This is a genomic window from Mesorhizobium sp. M2A.F.Ca.ET.046.03.2.1 (assembly GCF_003952425.1).
In the GTDB taxonomy this organism is placed as follows: domain Bacteria; phylum Pseudomonadota; class Alphaproteobacteria; order Rhizobiales; family Rhizobiaceae; genus Mesorhizobium.
The window spans coordinates 3297991-3317776 of record NZ_CP034449.1; the positions used below are offsets into that span (position 1 = coordinate 3297991).

The 19786-nt window shown below is 64.2% G+C and carries 21 protein-coding genes, 1 tRNA gene and 1 pseudogene; 11 read left to right on the top strand and 12 right to left on the bottom strand.

Going from position 1 to position 19786, the window contains the following annotated elements; translation table 11 throughout:
- Positions 1–11: 11 nt before the first annotated feature.
- The 4 genes from EJ072_RS15885 to EJ072_RS15900 form a co-directional block, all read right to left on the bottom strand.
- Entirely contained in the window at positions 12–521 is a 510-nt protein-coding gene (locus EJ072_RS15885; protein WP_040991512.1) for a GNAT family N-acetyltransferase, read from the bottom strand.
- 216 nt (positions 522–737) lie between these two features.
- Complete coding sequence (locus EJ072_RS15890) at positions 738–1376, bottom strand: TPM domain-containing protein (protein ID WP_126080515.1); 639 nt, start codon at positions 1374–1376, stop codon at positions 738–740.
- Between the two features lie 6 nt (positions 1377–1382).
- A complete protein-coding gene (locus tag EJ072_RS15895; RefSeq protein ID WP_189343313.1) occupies positions 1383–2192 on the bottom strand; it encodes a YgcG family protein in 810 nt (269 codons plus the stop codon).
- 298 nt (positions 2193–2490) lie between these two features.
- Positions 2491–3138 (bottom strand): LemA family protein, encoded by a 648-nt coding sequence (locus EJ072_RS15900; RefSeq protein ID WP_126080517.1) that lies wholly within the window; start codon positions 3136–3138, stop codon positions 2491–2493.
- Between the two features lie 153 nt (positions 3139–3291).
- Between EJ072_RS15900 and EJ072_RS15905 the strand changes: the two genes are divergently transcribed.
- The 6 genes and pseudogenes from EJ072_RS15905 (at position 3292) to EJ072_RS15930 (ending at position 8559) form a co-directional block, all read left to right on the top strand.
- Positions 3292–3543, top strand: coding sequence for a hypothetical protein (locus tag EJ072_RS15905; protein WP_126080518.1), 252 nt, complete (start codon positions 3292–3294; stop codon positions 3541–3543).
- 12 nt (positions 3544–3555) lie between these two features.
- Positions 3556–4440, top strand: a complete 885-nt coding sequence (gene pdxY, locus EJ072_RS15910; protein ID WP_042645579.1) for a pyridoxal kinase PdxY — start codon at positions 3556–3558, stop codon at positions 4438–4440.
- A pseudogene (locus EJ072_RS15915) lies at positions 4437–5203 on the top strand (DUF429 domain-containing protein). Before pdxY ends, EJ072_RS15915 begins: the two are co-directional and overlap by 4 nt.
- 150 nt (positions 5204–5353) lie before the next feature.
- Positions 5354–5995: a carbonic anhydrase gene (locus EJ072_RS15920; protein ID WP_040991526.1), complete on the top strand. Its 642-nt coding sequence runs from the start codon at positions 5354–5356 to the stop codon at positions 5993–5995.
- Positions 5996–6005: 10 nt separating this feature from the next.
- Entirely contained in the window at positions 6006–6422 is a 417-nt protein-coding gene (locus tag EJ072_RS15925) for a nuclear transport factor 2 family protein (RefSeq protein WP_126080519.1), read from the top strand.
- 82 nt (positions 6423–6504) lie between these two features.
- Complete coding sequence (locus EJ072_RS15930; RefSeq protein WP_126080520.1) at positions 6505–8559, top strand: M3 family metallopeptidase; 2055 nt, start codon at positions 6505–6507, stop codon at positions 8557–8559.
- Positions 8560–8678: 119 nt separating this feature from the next.
- Here the strand turns inward: EJ072_RS15930 and EJ072_RS15935 are convergent, their stop codons facing one another.
- The 4 genes from EJ072_RS15935 to EJ072_RS15955 form a co-directional block, all read right to left on the bottom strand.
- Entirely contained in the window at positions 8679–10223 is a 1545-nt protein-coding gene (locus EJ072_RS15935; RefSeq protein ID WP_126080521.1) for a M81 family metallopeptidase, read from the bottom strand.
- Between the two features lie 74 nt (positions 10224–10297).
- A complete protein-coding gene (locus EJ072_RS15940) occupies positions 10298–11122 on the bottom strand; it encodes a carbohydrate ABC transporter permease (protein ID WP_126080522.1) in 825 nt (274 codons plus the stop codon).
- Positions 11119–11988: a sugar ABC transporter permease gene (locus tag EJ072_RS15945; RefSeq protein WP_126080523.1), complete on the bottom strand. Its 870-nt coding sequence runs from the start codon at positions 11986–11988 to the stop codon at positions 11119–11121. The genes EJ072_RS15940 and EJ072_RS15945 overlap by 4 nt, the downstream gene beginning before the upstream one ends.
- Before the next feature lie 413 nt (positions 11989–12401).
- Complete coding sequence (locus EJ072_RS15955) at positions 12402–13628, bottom strand: sugar ABC transporter substrate-binding protein (protein WP_126080524.1); 1227 nt, start codon at positions 13626–13628, stop codon at positions 12402–12404.
- Positions 13629–13800: 172 nt separating this feature from the next.
- Between EJ072_RS15955 and EJ072_RS15960 the strand changes: the two genes are divergently transcribed.
- The 3 genes from EJ072_RS15960 to EJ072_RS15970 are packed head-to-tail and all read left to right on the top strand — an operon-like array spanning position 13801 to position 16530.
- Positions 13801–14571 (top strand): SDR family oxidoreductase, encoded by a 771-nt coding sequence (locus EJ072_RS15960; protein ID WP_189343314.1) that lies wholly within the window; start codon positions 13801–13803, stop codon positions 14569–14571.
- A gap of 2 nt (positions 14572–14573) precedes the next feature.
- The gene (gene ugpC, locus EJ072_RS15965) at positions 14574–15641 is read left to right on the top strand and encodes a sn-glycerol-3-phosphate ABC transporter ATP-binding protein UgpC (RefSeq protein WP_126080526.1); all 1068 of its coding nucleotides are present in this window, start codon (positions 14574–14576) and stop codon (positions 15639–15641) included.
- A gap of 7 nt (positions 15642–15648) precedes the next feature.
- Positions 15649–16530 (top strand): MurR/RpiR family transcriptional regulator, encoded by an 882-nt coding sequence (locus tag EJ072_RS15970; RefSeq protein WP_042645590.1) that lies wholly within the window; start codon positions 15649–15651, stop codon positions 16528–16530.
- Between the two features lie 174 nt (positions 16531–16704).
- On the opposite strand, the gene EJ072_RS15975 is transcribed toward EJ072_RS15970, so the two are convergent.
- Together EJ072_RS15975 and EJ072_RS15980 are read right to left on the bottom strand one after the other, a co-directional pair.
- Complete coding sequence (locus EJ072_RS15975) at positions 16705–17016, bottom strand: DUF167 family protein (RefSeq protein WP_126080527.1); 312 nt, start codon at positions 17014–17016, stop codon at positions 16705–16707.
- Entirely contained in the window at positions 17016–17315 is a 300-nt protein-coding gene (locus tag EJ072_RS15980; protein ID WP_042645595.1) for a YggT family protein, read from the bottom strand. Before EJ072_RS15980 ends, EJ072_RS15975 begins: the two co-directional genes overlap by 1 nt.
- Before the next feature lie 191 nt (positions 17316–17506).
- Here EJ072_RS15980 and EJ072_RS15985 point away from each other — a divergent pair.
- Both EJ072_RS15985 and EJ072_RS15990 read left to right on the top strand, forming a co-directional pair.
- Positions 17507–17582, top strand: a tRNA-Ala gene (locus EJ072_RS15985).
- A gap of 176 nt (positions 17583–17758) precedes the next feature.
- Positions 17759–18202, top strand: a complete 444-nt coding sequence (locus tag EJ072_RS15990; protein WP_126080528.1) for a hypothetical protein — start codon at positions 17759–17761, stop codon at positions 18200–18202.
- Positions 18203–18314: 112 nt separating this feature from the next.
- Here the strand turns inward: EJ072_RS15990 and EJ072_RS15995 are convergent, their stop codons facing one another.
- Positions 18315–18647 carry a hypothetical protein gene (locus EJ072_RS15995; protein WP_126080529.1) on the bottom strand — a complete coding sequence of 111 codons (333 nt, stop codon included), beginning with the start codon at positions 18645–18647 and terminating at the stop codon, positions 18315–18317.
- Between the two features lie 555 nt (positions 18648–19202).
- Entirely contained in the window at positions 19203–19688 is a 486-nt protein-coding gene (locus EJ072_RS16000) for a hypothetical protein (RefSeq protein ID WP_245463414.1), read from the bottom strand.
- Positions 19689–19786: the final 98 nt, after the last annotated feature.

Below are 19786 nucleotides of genomic sequence, written 5' to 3' on the forward strand. Positions count from 1 at the left end.
CCTAGCCGATGCTAGTCGTTCCAGACGAAAGCGACCTTCTTCAGCGCCTTCTGCTCGAAGACCTCGACGCCTTCGGCGATATCGCGGCCGCCATTGCCGGCATAGAAGGCCAGGGCGTTGTGATTGTCTTCCAGCGCCCACACCACAAGGCCGCGCAGGCCGTGGTCGGCAAGCCTGGCCTTGGCTGCCTTGAACAGGCGGCTGCCCAGCCCGATGCCCTGATATTCGGGCCGCAGATAGAGCTCGTAGATCTCGCCCTGCTGCCTGAGCTCGCGGGCGCGGTTCTTGCCGATCGTCGCATAGCCGGCGACGGTCCCGCCGATCTCGACAACCAGCACGGTGGCGGCGCGGCGAATCGCGTTGGCCCACCAGTCGACGCCGCGGCGGTTGATCATCGAGGTCAGCGTGCGGTGCGGGATGATGCCGGAATAGGCGCCGCGCCAAGCCTGCTGGTGCACCTCGGCGATGGCGCTCGCGTCGCGCGGCTCTGCCTTCCGGATGTCGATGGTCAGCGTGTTCATGATTGGTTAACCATAAACCCGCATCGGGCGATTGCAAAGAGTCCGCCAACACGCCTCGACGCTTTCGCACAGGCGGAAGGTGCATCCGCCGACGAGGCCTAGAGCCGGATGATTTCGGGTCTGTTCGACCTGAAATCTGAATCCGTCTCTAGATCCAAGAGATAGAGCATGATGTCATCCGAAAACCGCTTCACGCTTTTCGGCATCATGCTCTGGTCAGATCTCGACGAGATGATCGTCGAGCTCGTTGGCGTCGCCTTCGGTGACCGGGAAATGCTCGGCGAGCACGGCGCCAACCGTGGCGACAGCTTTGACGAAGCCGTCGGCCAGCCGGTTGTCGCCGGCATGTTTGGTCAGGTCGCGCACAACGCCGTCCCAGACATGCTGGCCGACCTTGGCGTCGATGCCGGAATCGGCAACGACCTCGGCATATCGCTCGGCGATGGAGACGAAGATGAGCACGCCGGTGCGCGCGCTCGTACGGTGGACGTTGCGCGCCAGGAACTGCTTCATCGCGTTGGCGTGCGCGGCCTGATAGCGCAGCCTTCGCGGTACGAAATGAATGCGCAAGGCGGGCAGGAGCCAGAGCAAGGCAAGCGCCGAGGCGAACGCCAGCAGTTGCGCCAGCACGAAATGCGGCAGCCGGATGGTCAGCCACAAGCCCTCCAGCCCGTAGGCGACGGCGAGGCTGGCGATGAACAGGCCGATCGTCGTTGTGAAAGCGGCCGGAAAGAAGTAGCCCTCGCTGGCGCGAGCGACGACACAGTAGATCTCGCCGTCGGTCTTCAATTCGGCCGTGCGGATCGCCTCGGCGATGCGGTCATGGTCCTCGGCGCTGATCGGTCGCGTTGCCATGGTGCCTCACCAGCTTCCCGAAGAGCCGCCGCCGCCGGACGAACCGCCGCCGCCGGAAAATCCGCCGCCGCCCGAGGACCAGCCACCGCCGCCTGACGACCAGCCGCCGCCCCCAGACGACCAGCCGCCCGAGGAAGAACGCCGGTTCTGATCGAAAGTCATGCCGAGCCAGCGGTAGCGGCCCGGCCCGATCTTCTGGCCGAAGATCGGCGGCAACACCGTCATTGCTATGCCGCCGAAGAAGATCAGCGCCCAGATGGTGATGAAAATGGCGAAGAACAGGTCGTCGGAATTGAACGGCGCCTGCTCGTTGCGCTTGCCGCGCGCCTCCAGTTCTTCGGGATTGCCCTCCAGCACCATGATCATGTCGTCGACGGCCTTGGTGATGCCGCCGGAGAAGTCACCGGCGCGGAAGGCCGGCACCATGTCGTTCTCGATGATCAGCTTGGTGTGCAGGTCGGTCAGCGTGCCTTCGAGCCCATAGCCGACCTCGATGCGCATCCTGCGGTCGTTCGGCGCCACCAGGAGCAGCACACCGTTGTTTTCCTTGGCCTGGCCGAGCTTCCAAAAGCGGAACAGCCGGTTGGCGTAAGGCTCGATCTCCTCGCCGCCGAGGCTGGGGATGGTGGCGACGACGATTTGGTCGGAGCCCTTGGTCTCGAAGTCGGCAAGCTTCTGGGTCAGCGCCGCGCGGGTGCCGGCATCGATGATGCCGGCATTGTCGACGACGCGGCCGGTCAGCGCGGGGAGGTCGGCAGCGAGCGCGGCGAGGGGGAGGAGGAAGAGGCAGAAGATGCTGGCAAGGAGGCCAAGCAATGAGAGGTAGGCGCTCTGTCGCCCCCCTCTCTGTCCTGCCGGCGCCGGCCCTTCGCTGTCGCTCCGGGCGTTCGTCGTTCGGAAAGCCAAGCAATTGGCTTTCCGTCCGCTACGCGGACCACTCCTCACCCCCTCAAGGGGGGAGATTGGACGTCACGCCGGCCTTCGCCAATCTTCGGCGTCGAAGAGAGGGCGAGGTTGTCGAAACTGCCAATCTCCCCCCTTGAGGGGGAGATGTCCGGCAGGACAGAGAGGGGGGTGACGGAACTCAAGGCTGGCTCGATAAGCTAAGTCGCTCTCACCCACCCTGCTTGGTGGTGCTGGTGCCGAAATCGACCTTCGGCACCTGCATCTTGTCCTCGTCGACGGTGAAGTTGGCGAAGGGCTCGTTGCCGCGGAACCAGAAGGTCGCCCACAGCACGGACGGGAAGGTCTTCAGCGTCAGATTGTAGTCCCTCACCGCCTGGATGTAGTCGCGCCGCGCAACCGCGATGCGGTTCTCGGTGCCTTCGAGCTGCGCCTGCAGCGCGAGGAAATTCTGGTTGGCCTTGAGGTCGGGATAGGCTTCCGAGACCGCGATCAGACGCGACAGCGCGCTGGTCAGTCCGGCCTGGGCATCCTGGAACTTCTTCAGCGCGTCCGGGTCCTTCAGCGTCTCCGGGGTCACGGTGATCTGCGTCGCCTTGGCGCGCGCCTGAACGACCGCGTCGAGCGTGTCCTTCTCGTGCGAGGCATAGCCCTTCACCGTCTCGACAAGGTTCGGGATCAGATCGGAACGGCGCTGATACTGATTGAGCACCTCGCTCCAGGCCGCCCTGGCGTTCTCTTCCGCGGTCGGAATGGTGTTGTAGCCGCAGCCGGTAAGCAGCGGCAGCACGAAAGCCATCACCAGGAAGGCGGGCAGATTGCGGAAGACGGAAGGTGGTGAGAGGCGCTCGGTAATCATGAATGGTCCCTCGACAGAAGTTGCATGCGAAGCATTACCACAATCCACGCGCAAGAAAATGTCCGGCGCATGACGCCGGTCCCGGTTCAGCCGTGAGCCACTGTGAATGGCGGCGCGAACAAGTTAAGCTGCGGGCCGGAAAGGACAATTGCCATGGCAGAGCGCCGGGACGACGAGGCCGAATCGCGCCGCATCCTCGAACGCGTGCAACAGGAAACGTCCCCAGGCGGCGCGTCGTTCATCACCCGCGCGGCGAAGGATGCGCGCGACCGCGTCACCGCCGCCGACACGGACCGCGCCGATCCCATCGAATATTGGGGAACCCGCATTGGCCGAACGCTCGGCTTCGTCATTGCCATTGGGCTATTGGCCTGGCTGGTGTATGCCGCCACGCGTGGCGGTTAGGAATCAAGCCTCATGAATGCAGAAAAAACCGACGCGCCGCGCGCGGTCATCGTCATCTCCAGCCATGTCGCCCGGGGCTCGGTCGGCAATCGCGCCGCGGTGTTCGCGCTGGAGACGCTGGGTTTCCCGGTCTGGGCAGTGCCGACCGTCATCCTGCCCTGGCATCCGGGGCACAGCCGAGCCACGCGCATCGTGCCGCCGCTCGACCAGTTCAAGGCGCTGATGGCCGATCTCGAGCGGGCGCCCTGGCTGGGCGAGGTGCGGGCCGTGCTTTCGGGCTATCTCGGCGAAGCGGGCCAGGCGGAAGCCGTTGCCTCGCTCGTCGCCGCCGTCAAGGAAAAGACCCCGAACGCGCTTTACGTCTGCGATCCGGTGATGGGCGATTCCGGCGGGCTCTACGTGCCGGAATCGACGGCCGCCGCCATGCGCGACAAATTGATGCCGATCGCGGACATCGCGACGCCGAACCGCTATGAGCTGGAATGGATGGCCGGCGCGCCGCTGCCCGACATCAAGGCGGTGACGGCGGCCGCGCTTCATGCCGGTCCGTCCACAATGCTGGTGACCTCGGCGCCGGCGATGATGGCGGGCGGCATCGGCAATTTCCTGCTCGACGGCAGCCAGGCGCTGCTTGCGGAGCACCGTGTGATCGAGAGGCCGCCGAACGGGCTAGGCGACCTGACGGCCGCGGTCTATCTGGCGCGGATTCTCTCCGGCCAGGCGCCGGTCAAGGCGCTGCAATCGACCACGGCGGCCGTTTACGAGATTCTCGCGCGCACCGCGAAGCGCGGCGGCGACGAGCTGCAGCTCGAAACCGACGCCCAGAGCCTGTCGCATCCAATGGCCATGGTGCAGCTGCGCCATCTGCTGCATCCCGGGCGGGACAAGCGGGCGTGAAACTGGTCGGCCACGCGCTGGCCGGCGTCGACGGCTGCAAGGCCGGCTGGATAGCCGTCCACCGCGAAGCGGACGCCGCGCCGTCCGTCTCGGTCTTCCCGAGCCTCCAGGTGCTGCTCGATGCGCTGCCCGATGCATTGATCGCCGTCGACATGCCGATCGGCCTGCCGGATTTTCAAGCAAGGGCGGCCGCGGGCCGGAGGCGCTGGTGCGGCCGCTGATCGGCGCGCGGCAATCGAGCGTGTTCGCCATCCCCTCGCGCGCGGCGCTCTATGCCGACACCAGCGACTTCACCACGATCGAAGCCTGGTATGCGGCGCATCGGCGGGCGAGCGCGGTGGCCATGGGGACTTCCGACCCGCCACGCGGCGTTTCCATCCAGGCTTTCGGCATCTTTGCCAAGATCCGCGAGATCGATCAGCTGTTGATCGCGCGGCCCGAACTGCGCGGCCGTGTCTTCGAATCGCATCCGGAAGTGGCGTTCTGCCGACTGAATGGCGGCACGGCGATGGCGCTGCCGAAGAAGACAAAGGGCGCGGTCAACCCGGCCGGCATGGAGGAGCGCAAGGCGCTGCTTTGCCGGCATGGCTATGAGAAGCGTTTCCTCGATCAGGCGCCGCCGCGGGGTGCTGCGAGCGACGACTTCCTCGACGCGGCGGCGATGATGCTGATCGCCGGGCGTATCGCCAGCGGCGCGGCGCGGCCTTCCCCCGACCCACCTCTGGCCGACCGTTTCGGCATACCCGTCGCCATCTGGGCTTGAGGCAAAATCGACCGCGCAGCTTTTGGCGGCATGCGATTGCGACGCCGCCATCCGCAATTCGGCATTGCCCACGACCTGCATTTGCCGCTAGAGGCTTTTTCGATCGCAACGAGCTGCCGCCTCCAACCCCCGGAAAGGCTCTAGCCGCCCATGCCTCACCTCCCCGAGCACCTCCTCGCCGGCTATCGCAACTTCATGAGTGGCCGCTACCCAACCGAAAGCGACCGCTATCGCTCGCTGGCGCGCGACGGTCAGGCGCCCGAGACGATGATCGTCGCCTGCTGCGATTCGCGCTCGGCGCCGGAAGCGATCTTCGATGCCGGTCCCGGCGAGCTCTTCGTGTTGCGCAATGTCGCCAATCTGGTGCCGCCCTACGAGCCGGACGGCGAGTATCACTCGACCTCGGCCGCGCTCGAATTCGCCGTGCAGAGCCTGAAGGTGAAGAACATCGTGGTGATGGGCCACGGCCGCTGCGGCGGCATCCGCGCCGCGCTCGACACCAACTCCGCGCCGCTGTCGCCCGGCGATTTCATCGGCAAATGGATGAGCCTGATCGCGCCAGCCGCCGAGACCGTGGCCTCCAGCACGATGATGACAACGACGGAGCGCCAGACCGCGCTGGAGCGTATTTCGGTCCGCTACTCCATCGCCAATCTCAGGACCTTTCCCTGCGTCTCGATCCTCGAAGGCAAGGGCAAGCTCTCGCTCTACGGCGCATGGTTCGACATCTCGACCGGGGAGCTGTGGGTGATGAACAAGGAAACCGGCGATTTCGAGCGGCCGGAGCTTTAACGGAGGCGTGATGCACCGGATCAGCTGGAGGATCGTTCTGGCGGCGACGCTGCTCATGTCCTCGCTCGTCCGCGCCAGCGCGGATGACGGCGCCATCATCGATCGCTGGTATTCGGCGCTGCTGGTCGCCGACCGTACCGAATTGTCCGACCTGCTTGCCGACGACGTGCGCATGAAGCTCGACGACATCGGCGTCGTCCAGACCAAAGAGGATTTCATCGCCTCGATCGACGAATGGCAGGGCGCGGTCGCGGGCGCGGCGATCCGCCATCGCATCGAAAAGAGCGAGAATGGTGAGACCACGGTGCTCGCCTGTTACGATTTTCCCAACAACGATACGCTCATGCGCGAGACCTTCACCGTCGCCCGCGGGCGCATCGTCGCCAGCACGCAGACAGCGGTGGCGCAGGACTGCAGCGGCTATTGAGGCGAGGTCCGTGTTGCGCGGCGCGCGGCATCGCCCTACATCCGAGGCAGCCCGCCTCCAAATCAGTCCACCGGAATCGCTCATGTCATCTTCAAAAGCCGTCGATCTCGCCGCCCATCCGCTGACCCTTTGGCAGGGTCCGCTCGGCCTGCCCGATTTCTCGCGCATCGGCGACAATGATTTTGGCCCTGTCTTCGACGCGGCGCTGGCGGCGCACCAGGCCGAGATCGACGCCATCGCCGGCAACAGAGAGACGCCGACCATCGAGAACACGCTTGCCGCGCTCGAGCTCGCCGGCGAGCCGCTCGACCATGTCTCGTCGATCTTCTGGTGCCGCGCCGGCGCCCACACCAACGACACGATCCAGGCGATGGAACGCGAGGTTTCGCCAAAGATGTCGCGGCATTTCTCCGCGATCTCGATGAACGAGAAGCTGTTTGCCCGCATCGACGATCTCTACCAGCGGCGCGACAGCCTGAAGCTCGATGCCGAGACGCTGCGGGTGCTGGAGAAGACCTGGAAGGGATTTGTCCGGTCGGGCGCCAAGCTGGATGCGGAGGGCAAGAAGCGGCTTGCGGCCATCAATGAAGAGCTCTCGTCGCTCGGGACCAAGTTCGGCCAGAACGTGCTCGCCGACGAACGCGACTGGGCGCTGTTCCTCGACGAGGCCGATCTTGCCGGCCTGCCGGATTTCTTGAAGAGCGCCATGGCCGAGGCGGCCGAGATGCGCGGCCAGAAGGGCCGCTATGCGGTGACGCTGTCGCGCTCGATCTACGAGCCGTTCTCGACCTTCTCCGAGCGCCGCGACCTGCGCGAGATCGCGTTCAAGGCTTTCATCATGCGCGGCCAGAATGGCGGCGCCTCCGACAACACCGATGTCGTGCGTGACATGCTGAAGCTGCGCGCCGAGAAGGCGAAGCTGCTTGGTTACGATTCCTTCGCGGCGCTGAAGCTCGACGATACGATGGCGAAGACCCCGAAGGCGGTGCACGAGCTGCTCGATCCGGTGTGGGAGAAGGCGCTGGAAAAAGCCGCCGCCGACCAGAAGGAGCTGGAGCGGCTGGCGACAGAAGCCGGCAGCAACGAGAAGTTCGCGGCCTGGGACTGGCGCTTCTACCAGGAGAAGCTGCGTGCCGAGAAATTCGCCTTCGACGAGGCGGAGCTGAAGCCGTATTTGCAGCTCGAGCGCGTCATCAAGGCTTGCTTCGATGTCGCCACGAAACTGTTCGGCATCACTTTCGAGGAGAAGAAGGGCATCGCCGCCTGGCATCCCGATGCACGAGTCTTCGTGGTGAAGAATGCCGACGGCAGCGAGCGCGGCCTGTTCCTGGCCGATTATTTCGCCCGTCCGTCAAAACGTTCCGGCGCCTGGATGAGCGCGCTGAAATCCGGCTACAAGCTCGGTCATGGTTCCAAGCCGGTGATCTACAACATCATGAACTTCGCCAAGCCGCCGGCCGGCGAAGCGGCGCTTCTGTCGGTCGATGAGGCGAAGACGCTGTTCCACGAGTTCGGCCATGCGCTGCACGGCATGCTGACCGACGTCACCTGGCCGTCGGTCTCGGGCACTTCGGTCAGCCGCGATTTCGTCGAACTGCCCTCGCAGCTTTACGAGCATTGGCTGACGGTGCCCGCGGTGCTGGAAAAGCACGCGCTGCACGTCAAGACCGGCAAGCCGATGCCGAAGGCGCTGCTCGACAAGATGCTTGCGACCCGCACCTTCGGCGCCGGTTTCGCCACGGTCGAGTTCACCGCCTCGGCGCTGATCGACATGGCCTATCATGCAAGGCCTGAGGCGCCGGCCGAGCCGCTTCGGTTCGAGGCCGAGACGCTGGAAAAACTGCATATGCCCGACACGATCGCCATGCGCCACCGCACCCCGCATTTCGGCCATGTCTTCGCCGGCGACGGATATTCAGCCGGCTATTATTCCTACATGTGGTCGGAAGTGCTCGACGCGGACGCCTTCTCGGCTTTCGAGGAAACGGGCGATGCCTTCAATCCGGAATTGGCCGAGCGGCTGCGGAAGAACATCTACGCCGCGGGTGGGTCGAAGGATCCTGAGGAGCTTTACACGGCGTTCCGGGGAAAGATGCCGTCGCCCGAGGCGATGATGGTGAAGCGGGGGCTGGTGTGACTGGCTAATCTCCCCCCTTGTCGGGGAGATGGCCGGCAGGCCAGAGGGGGGCGCTGTCCCGCCGACGTCTCAGTTCATCACAGTCCCGCCGACATCCCGCTTGGCTATTGTTACCCAAGCTAAGCGAGGTCGCGATCCTTCGCGCCCCCCTCTGCCCTGCCGGGCATCTCCCCCACGAGGGGGGAGATTGGCTGTTTCCACGGATCCGCAACCCTCGGCCATATAGCCCGGTTCAGCTTCCGATAATCCGTCTTTGCCGGATTGCTCGGATAGGAACTCGGCGCCGCGACATAGATGATCTCGGCGGCGATCGGCGCGAAGCCGGCGTAGAAATGGTTGGTCGATTTGATCAGCAGGATGTCCTTGTCCATCGGATCGATGCCGATATTGGAGAAGACATCCGGCTCGAAGGTCTGGGTGCGGTTGGTGTTCAAGATGACGTCGACTTCCGTGCCTTCGATGCGCACCACAGCCGACGGCCCCAACGTCACCCGGCTCGGACCGAAGCTTTGCCAGCCTTCGTTGGTCGTCTTCAGCACCGTGACGCGCGCGTCGATCGGCTCGCCGGCCTGCGGCCCGGCCTTGCCGCCGAAGCGCAGATCGATGACCGCGCCCTCGCCGGCGGCATGGCAGAAGGTCACGGCGATCGGGTCCCAGATCGTCGCCACACCGACCTTGTTCAGGCCGCGCTTGAGCAGCTCGCGCAACACGATGGTGCCGTCGCCCGGCACGCCGCCGCCGGGATTGTCCCAGATATCTGCGATCACGACTGGCTTGTCCTGGTGCGTCGCGCGCACGGCAAGCGCCTGTTCGATGCCCGCCGAGGCGGAGAGCATCGTCATCGCGGTTTTTTCGCGCAGCGCATAGAGCTCGCGCCCGAGGCTTTCCGCCAAAGCATCGCCCTTTGCCTTGTCGTTGTCGGTGACGACCAGGATGCGCGTGCCCATCTCCGGCACGTCGGCGGCCATGAAGCCGTGGATGACCGAGACCGACAGCACGCCGTCCTTGCCATGCAGCGCCTTGATCCTGTCGACGAAGGAGCGCATCGGCTCGCGGCTGGTCGGCAGCACCTGGATCATGCGGCAGTCGAAGGTCGAGATCACCGGCTCGATCTCGCCGCGCGCCGCGGCAAGGCCGAGCTCGACGACATGCTCGCCGCGCTCATAGAAATCGGTATGCGGGAATTCGAGGAAATAGGCCATGATATCGCAGGCCGCGACGCGTTTCGGCGTCAAATGGCTGTGCGGATCGAACTCCGAAGCGATCACCACCTTCGGCCCCACGATAGCGCGCACGCGTTCCAGCAGATCGCCTTCGCAATCGTCATAGCCTTGCGCGACCATGGCGCCATGCAGGCCAAGGATCACCGCATCGACCGGTAGGGCGGCCTTGAGCTGGTCGAGGATCTCGTCACGCAGCGCCTCATAGGTCTGACGCTGCACCAGGCCGCCGGGCTCGGCCCAGGTCGCCGTGCCTTCGATGACGGTCAGATCTTCCTTCGTGGCGCGCTTGCGCAGCGCCACGATCGGCGAGGAGCACAGCGTCGGCGTCTCTGGGTGTTTTCCCGGGCCGGCATAGAAGGCCATCTCGAACGAGGCCCGGTCGGTCGGCACCGGCGAGAAGGTGTTGGTTTCCGTCGCCAGCGAGGCGGTGAAGATGCGCATGAACGCTCCCTAGACTTCTTGTTTTTGCGATTCCGGACGAAAACCGCTGCGTATTCCTGGAATTGCCGGGATTGCTATTTGACGGCCCCGAGCGCAAGGCCCCGGACGAGGTAGCGCTGCAGCCAGATGAAAAGGATCGCCACCGGCAGCGTCGCCAAAAGCGTGGCGGCCATGACATGGTGCCATTCGATCGTATAGCGGCCGGCGACGAGCGAGAAAACCTGGATCGGCAGCGTGTAGCTTTCCTGGCTGCGGAGCATGGTGAGCGCGACCACGAACTCGTTCCAGGCGTTGATGAAGGTGAAGATCGCCGTCACCGCGATCGCCGGCAGGCAGAGCGGCAGGAAGACCTTGCGCAGCGTCAGCCAGCGGCCGGCGCCTTCCATCCAGGCCGCCTCCTCGAGATCGCGCGGGATGGTGTCGAAATAGCTCTGCAGCATCCACACCGTGAAGGCGACGTTGAAGGCCATGTAGATGAAGCCGAGCGCGGTGGTCGACTCGACCAGGCCCCAGGCCGCCATCAGCCTGAACAGGCCGAGCACCAGCACGATCGGCGAGATCATCTGCGAGATCAAAAGGAACTGGCGGAAGGCCCCATAGCCGGCAAAACGAAAGCGCGACATGGCATAGGCGGCTGGGACCGAGATCATGATCGCGCCGAGGGTCGCCAGCGCCGAGACATAAAGCGAATTCAGAAGCGCCTGGCCGAAGCCGGTCGCCACCCACATGTCCGCGAAATTCGACCAGCGGAACTCGCTCGGCCACCAGGTCGGCGTCAGCACCTCGGTGCGCGGCTTGACGGCGGTGAGGAACATCACCGCGAAGGGGAAGATCGTCACCACGATCAACGGAGCCAGCAGCAGCCAGGCGATGACGGTGCGTTTCAACTTCGGCGTCATGCGCGCTGCTCCCGCATGGCAAGCCGCACATAGATCATGGTGAAGACGAGCAGGATCGCGAACATCACCAGCGACACGGCGGAGGCCTCGCCCAGTTTGCCGATGCGGAAGGCGAGCTTATAGAGATGCGTCACCAATATGTCGGTCGAGTTGGCCGGCCCGCCCTGCGTCATCACCCAAATGATCGGGAAGGAGTTGAAGACATAGATGGTGTTGAGCACGATCGCGATGTTGATGAAGGGTTTGAGCAGCGGAAAGGTGATCTCGCGGAACTGCTGGAACAGTGTCGCGCCCTCGAGCGCGGCCGCCTCATAGAGATCGTCGGGGATCGACGACAGGCCGCCGAGGAAAATCGTGGTGGTGAAGGGCACGGTCACCAATATGCCGATCAGCACCTGCATCGGGAAAGCGGTCTCGGCGCTCGCCAGCCACTGGATGTTCTGGCTGATCAGGCCGAGCTTCATCAACGCCGAATTCAGCATGCCGCTTTCGCCGTTGAGCGCCCAGCGCCAGACCACCGCGGTCATGGTCAGCGACACCGCCCAGGGCAGCATGATGATGACGCGGGCGAGGCCGCGGCCATAGAAATCCATGTTGAGGATCATCGCCACGGGGATCGACAAAAGCAGCGCGCCGCCCACGACCAGCGCCGTCCACAGCCCAGTGCGCCAGAGCGCCGCGACGAAATCCGGGTCGGCGGCAAGCGCCGAGAAATTGGCCAGGCCGCTGAATTCGCGAAGCTGGCCAAAGCGGTTGACGTCGTGCGTCGAAATCTGGATCAGATCCCAGACCGGCCAGAAGATCACCACCGCCGCCAAGAGCAGGCTGGGCAGCGTCAGCAGATAGGGCAGGAAACGATTTTGCATCGGCTGGCTTGTACTGCGTTGCGTTGTTGGTGGTGCTGGTTTGCCAGCCTGTGCAATGCTCGCCTGTCCCAGGCTCGGTCTCGAACACTTTTCTCGGCGTTAGCGCTGCCCCTCACCTGCCTGCCGGCATCCTCTCCCCGTATAGTGACGGGGAGAGGGACGCTGTCGCCGGCGATTTCGCCAATCACCAACGTAGCAGGAAAAGCGCCAGCGTTGCGGCCAGCCCCTTTCTCCCCGTCACTATACGGGGAGAAATGCCCGGCAGGGCAATGAGGGGCAGCGCCGAGGTCGAAGGTTTGTCCCTTTGTCTGGAATGATTACCTGTCCGCCCGGCTATTCGGCCGAACACCATCCAAAAGATGTGGCGCGCCCCGCGGGGGTAGGGCGCGCCACGGGCGCAGGGAGATACGCCCTTATTTCTTGAGCACGGCGTTGGCCTTGGCCGCTGCATCCTTCAGGCCGGCCTCGGGGTCGCCGCCGAGATAGATTTTCTGCATGGCGTCGGACGTGATCTGGGCGATCTCTTCCCAGCCCGGGATGACCGGGGCGAAGCGGGCGTCGGGCAAGAGTGCGGTGAAGGCGGCGAGGTCGGCGTTGTTGACGTAATAGTCCATCTTGGCCTCTTCCTTGTTCACCGGCAGGAAGCCTTCGCCCTGCGTGAACTTGGCGCGCTGCTCCTTTGTGAACAGGAAGTCGAGCAGCTTCCAGGCCTCGTCCTTGTTCTTGGAGTTCTTGAACATGATGATGGAATCGGTGACGCCGTAGGTGCCGCGCGCGCCGGTCGGGCCGGCGGGGATGGCGGCGACGCCGTATTTCAGGTTCGGCGCTTCTTCCTTGATCTGGTTGGACAGGAAGGGCGCGGTGATCATCATGCCGACCTTGCCCTGTTTGAACAGGTTCTGCACGTCCTCGCGGTTGTTGGAGGTGACCCCCGGTTCCGTCAGGCCCTCGTCGATCATCGACTTGTAGAGCTTGGCCGCTTCGAGCGCGCCGGGCGTGCTCAGGCCGGACGTGCCGTCCTTGTTGAGAATCTCGGTGCCCTGCGACCACATCGCATAGTAGTAATAGACGTCGGTCTCGATCTCCTTGCCTTGCAAGCCGAAGCCGAAGGCGCCGACCGCCTTGATCTTGCGCGCGTCCTCCTGCAGCTCGGTCCAGGTCGCCGGCGGCTTGGCGATGCCGGCCTTCTCAAACAGCTCCTTGTTGTAATACATGGCGCGCGCGGAAGCTGCGATCGGCAGGCCATAGGTGTGGCCATTCATGATGGAGGGCTGCAGGAATGTGTCGATAAAGCGGTCCTTGAACTCGGGCTTGATGTAGCTGTCGAGCGGCTCGGCGACATCCTGCTGGACGAAGTCGATCAGCCAGCGGGTGCCGATGATCGAGAGATCCGCGTTGGTGCCGGCGGTGATGTCGGTGGTGAGCTTCTGCAGCAGCACATCCCACGGCACCACTTCATACTTGATGGTGATGCCGGGATTGGCCGCCTCGAATTCCTTCTTCACCGCTTCGAAATAGGGGCCGGTCTTGGCGCTGTATTCGGCGACGGTGACGCGCACCTCGCCCGCATCGGCTGGTGCTGCCAGGGCTAGCATGCTCATTCCGGCCAGCAGGCCGACAGTCCATTTTGCAAGGCTCATCTGAATTCTCCCATTGATGCACGTTGGCGCCTGCCTCTTGTGAGCACAGGATTTATGTTACTTTCCTACATTATCCATGATTTGGCGCTGCGCAAGCGGATTATCATGTTGCTTAATTACATTTGCTTGTTTAGCTTATTGGCTCAAAATGAGGGGTGGAGGAGGGCGCAGCGTGGGTTCGACAGCCGAGTTCGAAGGCAAGACCGTCGTCGTCACCGGAGCCGGCGGCGGCCTCGGCTCGGCGATCGTCGAGCTCATGGCCGAACGCGGCGCGCGCATCGTCGGCTGCGACCAGTCGGCGGAGGCATTGGTCAGCCCGCATATCGCTTCCCGCCACGTCTTCAACTTGCTCGACCGGGCGTCGATCGAAGCCGCGATCCCGGCGCTGCTCGACCAAGACGGCGTTCCCGACATCCTAATCAACAATGCCGGCTGGACGCGCGCCGAGACACTGGCGGCGCTGACGGCTGACAAGATCGAGCAGGAGCTCGACCTCAATTTGACCGGCGTGATGAGTTTCGCCGATCCGCTGATCAAGGCGATGGCTGGGCGCGGTTCGGGCAGCGTCGTCTTCATCTCTTCGGTCAACGCTATCGCGCATTTCGGCAATCCGGCCTATGCGGCGGCCAAGGCCGGCATCAACGCCTATGCCAAATCGGTCGCCGTCGAGCTCGGCCGCAGCGGGTTGCGCGCCAATGTCGTGTGCCCGGGATCGATCCGCACCGCCGCCTGGGACCATCGCCTGGCCAAGGATCCGGAGATCCTCGGGCGGCTGAAGCGGCTCTATCCGCTGGGCCGCATCGTCAATGCACGGGAAGTGGCCGAAGCTGTCGCCTTCCTTGCCTCCGAGCGCGCTTCCGGCATAACAGGCGCCGTGGTGCCTGTTGATGCCGGCCTGACAGCCGGCTACCTGCCTTTCATCGACGACATATTGGGAGCGTGACCATGACCGACGTCCAGTTCCGCAACCTGTCGAAGTCCTTTGGCCAGCACAAGATCCTCGAAGACATCAACCTCGACATCAAAACCGGCGAGTTCGTCGTGCTGGTCGGGCCGTCCGGCTGCGGCAAGTCCACGCTTTTGCGTATGCTGGCGGGGCTGGAAACGATCACCGCCGGCGATCTCGTCATTGGCGGCACGCGCGCCAACGACCTGCCGCCGCAGAAGCGCAATATCGCCATGGTGTTCCAGTCCTACGCGCTGTTTCCGCATCTGAAGGCCTCGGAAAATATCGGCTTTGGCCCAAAAATCCGCGGCGAGAACCGCGCCGCGATCGACGACAAGGTGAAGAAGGCTTCCAGCGTGCTCAACCTCTTCTCCTATCTCGACCGCTATCCGCGGCAGCTTTCGGGTGGCCAGCGCCAGCGTGTCGCCATGGGCCGCGCCATCGTGCGCGAGCCTTCGGTGTTCCTGTTCGACGAGCCGCTCTCCAATCTCGACGCGCAACTGCGCGTGCAGATGCGCACCGAGATCAAGGCGCTGCACCAGCGGCTGAAATCGACGATCGTCTACGTCACCCACGACCAGATTGAGGCCATGACCATGGCCGACCGCATCGTGGTGATGGACCGCGGCCGCATCCAGCAGGTCGGCCAGCCGCTGGAGCTTTACGACCGGCCTGCCAACAAATTCGTCGCCGGCTTCATCGGCTCGCCGTCGATGAGCTTTGTCTCTGGCGCGCTGAAGACGGCCGGAGCTCAGTCTTGGTTCGAGACCAGCGGCGGCGGCCGCCTGGCGCTCTCGGGCAACGCGGCTTCCGGCGGCGACACGGTTGAAGCCGGTATCCGCCCAGAGCATTTCATGGTCGGCGCCGGCGATGATGCTATCGCCATCAAGGTCGATGTCGTCGAGCCGACCGGTTCGGAAACGCATGTCTACGGTTCGGTCGGCGACGACACGGTACGCGCTGTGTTCCGCGACCGGCTGCAGGTGAAGCCGGGCGACCGGCTGCCGGTGCGTGTCGACCCGCGCAACATCCACCTTTTTGACAAGGCAACCGGCCTGCCGCTGTGAGAAGATGATGAAGAGCCCGGCCGACATCATCACCCGCCTGCAACTGATGTCGCAGGACGGCACCAAATCGGACCGACGGCTGGCGGGGTTGGTGCTTTCCGACCTTGATTTCGCGTCGAAGGCGGCCATCTCGGAGATCGCCGCGCGCGTCGCCGTCAGCGAGCCGACCGTTACCCGCTTCTGCCGCAATCTCGGCTGCGAGGGGCTTCGCGATTTCAAGTTCTACCTAGCGCAGGCCATCGCCATCGGCGGCCAGTATCTGTCGCCGGAGCCGCTCAGCCGCGACGCGCGCGAGCAGCGCATCGCCTCGGCCATCACCGAGGCGGCGATTGCCGCCATCCAGCGCGCCAGCGAAAACCTCGATATGACGACGCTGATGGATGTTGCCGCCCGGATTGCAAGTTCCGGCAACGTGCTCTGCATCGGCTCCGGCGGCATTTCCTCGATGATGGCGACGGAGATGCAGAACCGGCTGTTCCGGTTGGGCCTCTCGGCGCTCGCCCAGACCGACGGCCAGCTGCAGCGCATGTATGCCGCCGTCGCGACCCCGGAGACGACGCTGCTCGCCTTCTCCGTCTCGGGCTATGCGCGCTCGGTGATCGAGGCGGTCGAGGTGGCACAGCAATATGGCGCTGCCACCGTCGCCATCACCGCGCCGGACTCGGCCCTGGCCAAGGTCGCCGGCACGGTGATCCTTTTGCAGTCGGTCGAGGACGGCAACATCTACAAGCCGACCTCGTCGCGCTACGCGCTCCTGGCGATCGTCGACATGATCGCCACCACGGTGGCGGAATCGCGCGGACCGAAAGTGCTGGAGAATCTGCGGCGCATCAAGCAGAGCGTGAACACGCTGAAGGTGGACGATCCGAAGCTGCCGCTGGGGGATTGAGTGGTTTTGAAGACTCACCCTCACCCGGATTGCCGACCGAATTGCGAAGAGCAATGCGGGGCAATGCGACCTCTCCCCAAGGGGAGAGGAGCAGGTCGGCGCCGGCGCCAAGCTCTTCTCCCCGCCGGGGAGAAGGTGGCCGCGTAACGGCCGGATGAGGGGGCGTCGCCAGCGTTATTTGCTGAGCGTCTCAAGTCGCTCCACCAACTCAGCCGCATCCGCCACAACCCGCAGCGTCTTTAGCCGCGATGTACCGCCGGCGACTACGGAAACGGCCGACACCCGCACACCCAGCGCCTTGGCCATCATCCGCTCCAGCGCTTGATTGGCGGCGCCGTTTTCCGGCACGGCGCGCACGCGGGCTTTGAGGTGACTGCGCCCGTCGGCGGCGGTCTCGATGCCGTCGATCCGGTCAAGCGCCGCTTTCGGCGTCAGCCGCACGAAGAGGTCGATGCCGTTGTCGCGCAGCCGAAACGGCGTGCTCATCAGCCGCCGGCCACGACCCAGGACCAAACCGTGGTGACCAGGAACTGGCGGATGAAGAAAAGGATCAGCAGCAGGATGATCGGCGAAATGTCGATGCCGCCAAGATCGGGCATGAAGCGGCGGATGGGGCGCAGGGCCGGCTCGGTCAGCCGATAGAGCATGTTGCCGACGCTGCCGACGAACTGGTTGCGCGAATTGACGACGTTGAAGGCGTAGAGCCAGGAAAAGATCGCCGAGGCGATAATGATCCACCAGTAGATATCAAGCGCCATGACGATGGTCTGAATAAGGGCGATCATGCCGGTCTCCAAATTGTCGCCGACATGTAGCCATTGCTAAGCGTGCGGGCAAGGCCCGCGGGCTTGCCGTGCGGGCAAGGCCCGCGGGCTTGGCGAGTGGGCAAGGCCCCCGGCCACGGCGCTTGTGGCCGGCCCGGTCTTTCGCCTTGACATCAAACGGCCGCGACCGATACAAGCCGATCCGCTGGAACGGGGCTGTAGCTCAGCTGGGAGAGCGCATCGTTCGCAATGATGAGGTCAGGGGTTCGATCCCCCTCAGCTCCACCAGCCAGCACCGCCGGTGCTTTTCACGTCGCCTTCTGCCTCCTTGCTCGCCATTTCGTGACCGCCGGATTTCGGGCCGCGTGGCTGGAACCAATGGCGGGGCAATTCGGTTCAGCTATACATTTGAAGCCAACGTGCGCGGCCGGTTGGGCAAGCGGCGATCCTTGAGGAGTTCCATCATGCAGATTTCGTCCAGGTTCCGTTCCGTCGCGGTTGCGGCAATCGCCGCCGCGGGCGTGACCATTGCCAGCGCCGCGCACGCCGACAGCGGCACGATCCGCTTTTCCGTCTACAAGGCGGCCTTCTTCATCGGCGGCTCCGGCGGTGAAGGCACGCTGACCTTCCATGGCAAACGTTATCCGATCTCGGTCGGCGGCGTCTCGGGCGGCCTCGCTTTCGGGGCCTCCAAGACCTATTTCCAGGGCAGGGTGCGCCATATCCGCCGCGCAAGCGACGTGACGGGCGTCTACGGCGCTGCCGGCGGCGGCGGGGCCCTCGGCAAGGGCGCCCAGGTGATCGTCATGACCAATGACAAGGGCGCTCAACTCGAGCTCACCGGCAGGCAGGTCGGCCTGCAGGTCAATGCCGATCTCAGCGGCATCAGCATCGCGCTGAAGCGGTAGAAGGAACAGCCTCGGCTCTTCGTGGATAGGCCGGCAAAGGCGCTGCTCGGGCGCCGAATGCCGGCCACTAGAGGCTAAGAGACGCTTGGCAGGGTCTCGGCCTCAAGGCGCCTCAATCGTCCCAGTCATCCCAATTATCTTCGTCCCGCGGGGGGTAGTTTGGAACGACCCGGATAATCGGCCGCGGACGTTGATAGCGCCAGTCATACTCGTCCCGTGGCTGCGGCTCATAGGTGCGATAAGCGGGCTGGTAATAGTGTTTCCGCCAGTATTGGTGCTTGTTGTGCGGCCGAACGCAGTATCCGTCCTCGGTCAGATAGGCGCATGTGACATGCGCCTCCCGCACCAGGCTATTTTCAGCCGGCACGCCGATGATCGGCGCCGCCTCCACCGCCGGCATCACCGCCAGCATGGTCCCGGCAAGGGCAAGAATGGGTAATTTCATCGGCCTCTCCAACCTTTCCAGAATAAGGCCGGAAGAACGTCCTGATTGGGGGCGATTTGCGGCGACCGAGATCACTTTGATTTTCGGTCGCACATATGAGCGTTAGATGATGTAACGCGCCGGGATGCCCAGGGCCGCCTTCCGGCTGTGCGCCATCCCATTGATTTCCGCGAAATCGGCGCAAGCGCCGGGGATCGGTTGAAGCCGCCCGAACCTCGTCATTCTATGGCGGAGCAACGAGCGAAGCGACGCGGCGCAGACCATGGAATCCATTCCGTTCCGTTGCACGCCTTGGCGAAGGTAACGGCATGGATTCCAGGGTCTACGCGACGCCGCTTCGCCGCTGCTCCGCCCTGGAATGACGATCGCGATGGTCGTTTCGGCCAATCTCCATGGCATGCGACCTGCCAATTCAAACAGAGCCGACCGGTCAAAATCCCTTCCCGCGTCGAGGCCGAAGTGCTCCAGCTTTGCCTCGAGACGCCCGTCGCGCAATGTTCGGCGAGTTGGACGTCGGAAGCCCACAAGCGGAGTCTCGGACCGGCCTCGCTCCACTCACCTGGAAACTGCCCTCGCCTTGTGATTGCGTTGGCGCGCATAGGCCACACAGGCGTCCACCGTGCTGACGCAGAGCGCATCGACGCTGTTCGGCAGATTGTTGTCGCCGGCATAGGAGACCTCGGCGACATGGCCGCCGACCATGCGGATCTGCGTGTTGCAGTAGCCGCCGGGGGCGACATTGACTGACCCGCCGACCGCGGGAATCGCGCCCACGGCCATGGTCGGCACCGCGATGCTGAGGTTGCCGCGCTGCACGGTGCGTTGATAGGTCCAAATCTGGCCGGATGGTCCCGTATCGGCCGTCGCGGTCGGAAAGCCGGCGCACATACGGACGTCGGCCTCGCTGAGACCGACCATCTCCTTGCGGGCGGCGGCCGTGGTGGGGTCGACCTTGGCGATGCTGGATGTATCGTCCGGGATGACGCAGGACGACAGGATGGAGATGCCTGCCGCAACAAAGGCAAGTTTTCGAATACGCAAGGATGTCATGCCGTCGGTTGGAGTTGCGTGCCGCCCGCCTGCCCAGTTGGCTACCTAGGCAATCAGGCGGCGCGGTCAACCCACCTCACAAAAACGAG

Bases quoted from the DNA above. Each gene is read 5' to 3' on its own strand.
- EJ072_RS15935 (WP_126080521.1), bottom strand. From the start codon at position 10,223: ATGCGCATCTTCACCGCCTCGCTGGCGACGGAAACCAACACCTTCTCG.
- EJ072_RS15885 (WP_040991512.1), bottom strand. From the start codon at position 521: ATGAACACGCTGACCATCGACATCCGGAAGGCAGAGCCGCGCGACGCG.
- EJ072_RS15890 (WP_126080515.1), bottom strand. From the start codon at position 1,376: ATGGCAACGCGACCGATCAGCGCCGAGGACCATGACCGCATCGCCGAG.
- EJ072_RS15955 (WP_126080524.1), bottom strand. From the start codon at position 13,628: ATGAGCCTTGCAAAATGGACTGTCGGCCTGCTGGCCGGAATGAGCATG.
- EJ072_RS15940 (WP_126080522.1), bottom strand. From the start codon at position 11,122: ATGACGCCGAAGTTGAAACGCACCGTCATCGCCTGGCTGCTGCTGGCT.
- EJ072_RS15975 (WP_126080527.1), bottom strand. From the start codon at position 17,016: ATGAGCACGCCGTTTCGGCTGCGCGACAACGGCATCGACCTCTTCGTG.
- EJ072_RS15995 (WP_126080529.1), bottom strand. From the start codon at position 18,647: ATGAAATTACCCATTCTTGCCCTTGCCGGGACCATGCTGGCGGTGATG.
- EJ072_RS15945 (WP_126080523.1), bottom strand. From the start codon at position 11,988: ATGCAAAATCGTTTCCTGCCCTATCTGCTGACGCTGCCCAGCCTGCTC.
- ugpC (WP_126080526.1), top strand. From the start codon at position 14,574: ATGACCGACGTCCAGTTCCGCAACCTGTCGAAGTCCTTTGGCCAGCAC.
- EJ072_RS15925 (WP_126080519.1), top strand. From the start codon at position 6,006: ATGCACCGGATCAGCTGGAGGATCGTTCTGGCGGCGACGCTGCTCATG.
- EJ072_RS15905 (WP_126080518.1), top strand. From the start codon at position 3,292: ATGGCAGAGCGCCGGGACGACGAGGCCGAATCGCGCCGCATCCTCGAA.
- EJ072_RS15900 (WP_126080517.1), bottom strand. From the start codon at position 3,138: ATGATTACCGAGCGCCTCTCACCACCTTCCGTCTTCCGCAATCTGCCC.
- EJ072_RS15920 (WP_040991526.1), top strand. From the start codon at position 5,354: ATGCCTCACCTCCCCGAGCACCTCCTCGCCGGCTATCGCAACTTCATG.
- EJ072_RS15980 (WP_042645595.1), bottom strand. From the start codon at position 17,315: ATGATCGCCCTTATTCAGACCATCGTCATGGCGCTTGATATCTACTGG.
- EJ072_RS15990 (WP_126080528.1), top strand. From the start codon at position 17,759: ATGCAGATTTCGTCCAGGTTCCGTTCCGTCGCGGTTGCGGCAATCGCC.
- EJ072_RS15930 (WP_126080520.1), top strand. From the start codon at position 6,505: ATGTCATCTTCAAAAGCCGTCGATCTCGCCGCCCATCCGCTGACCCTT.
- EJ072_RS15970 (WP_042645590.1), top strand. From the start codon at position 15,649: ATGAAGAGCCCGGCCGACATCATCACCCGCCTGCAACTGATGTCGCAG.
- pdxY (WP_042645579.1), top strand. From the start codon at position 3,556: ATGAATGCAGAAAAAACCGACGCGCCGCGCGCGGTCATCGTCATCTCC.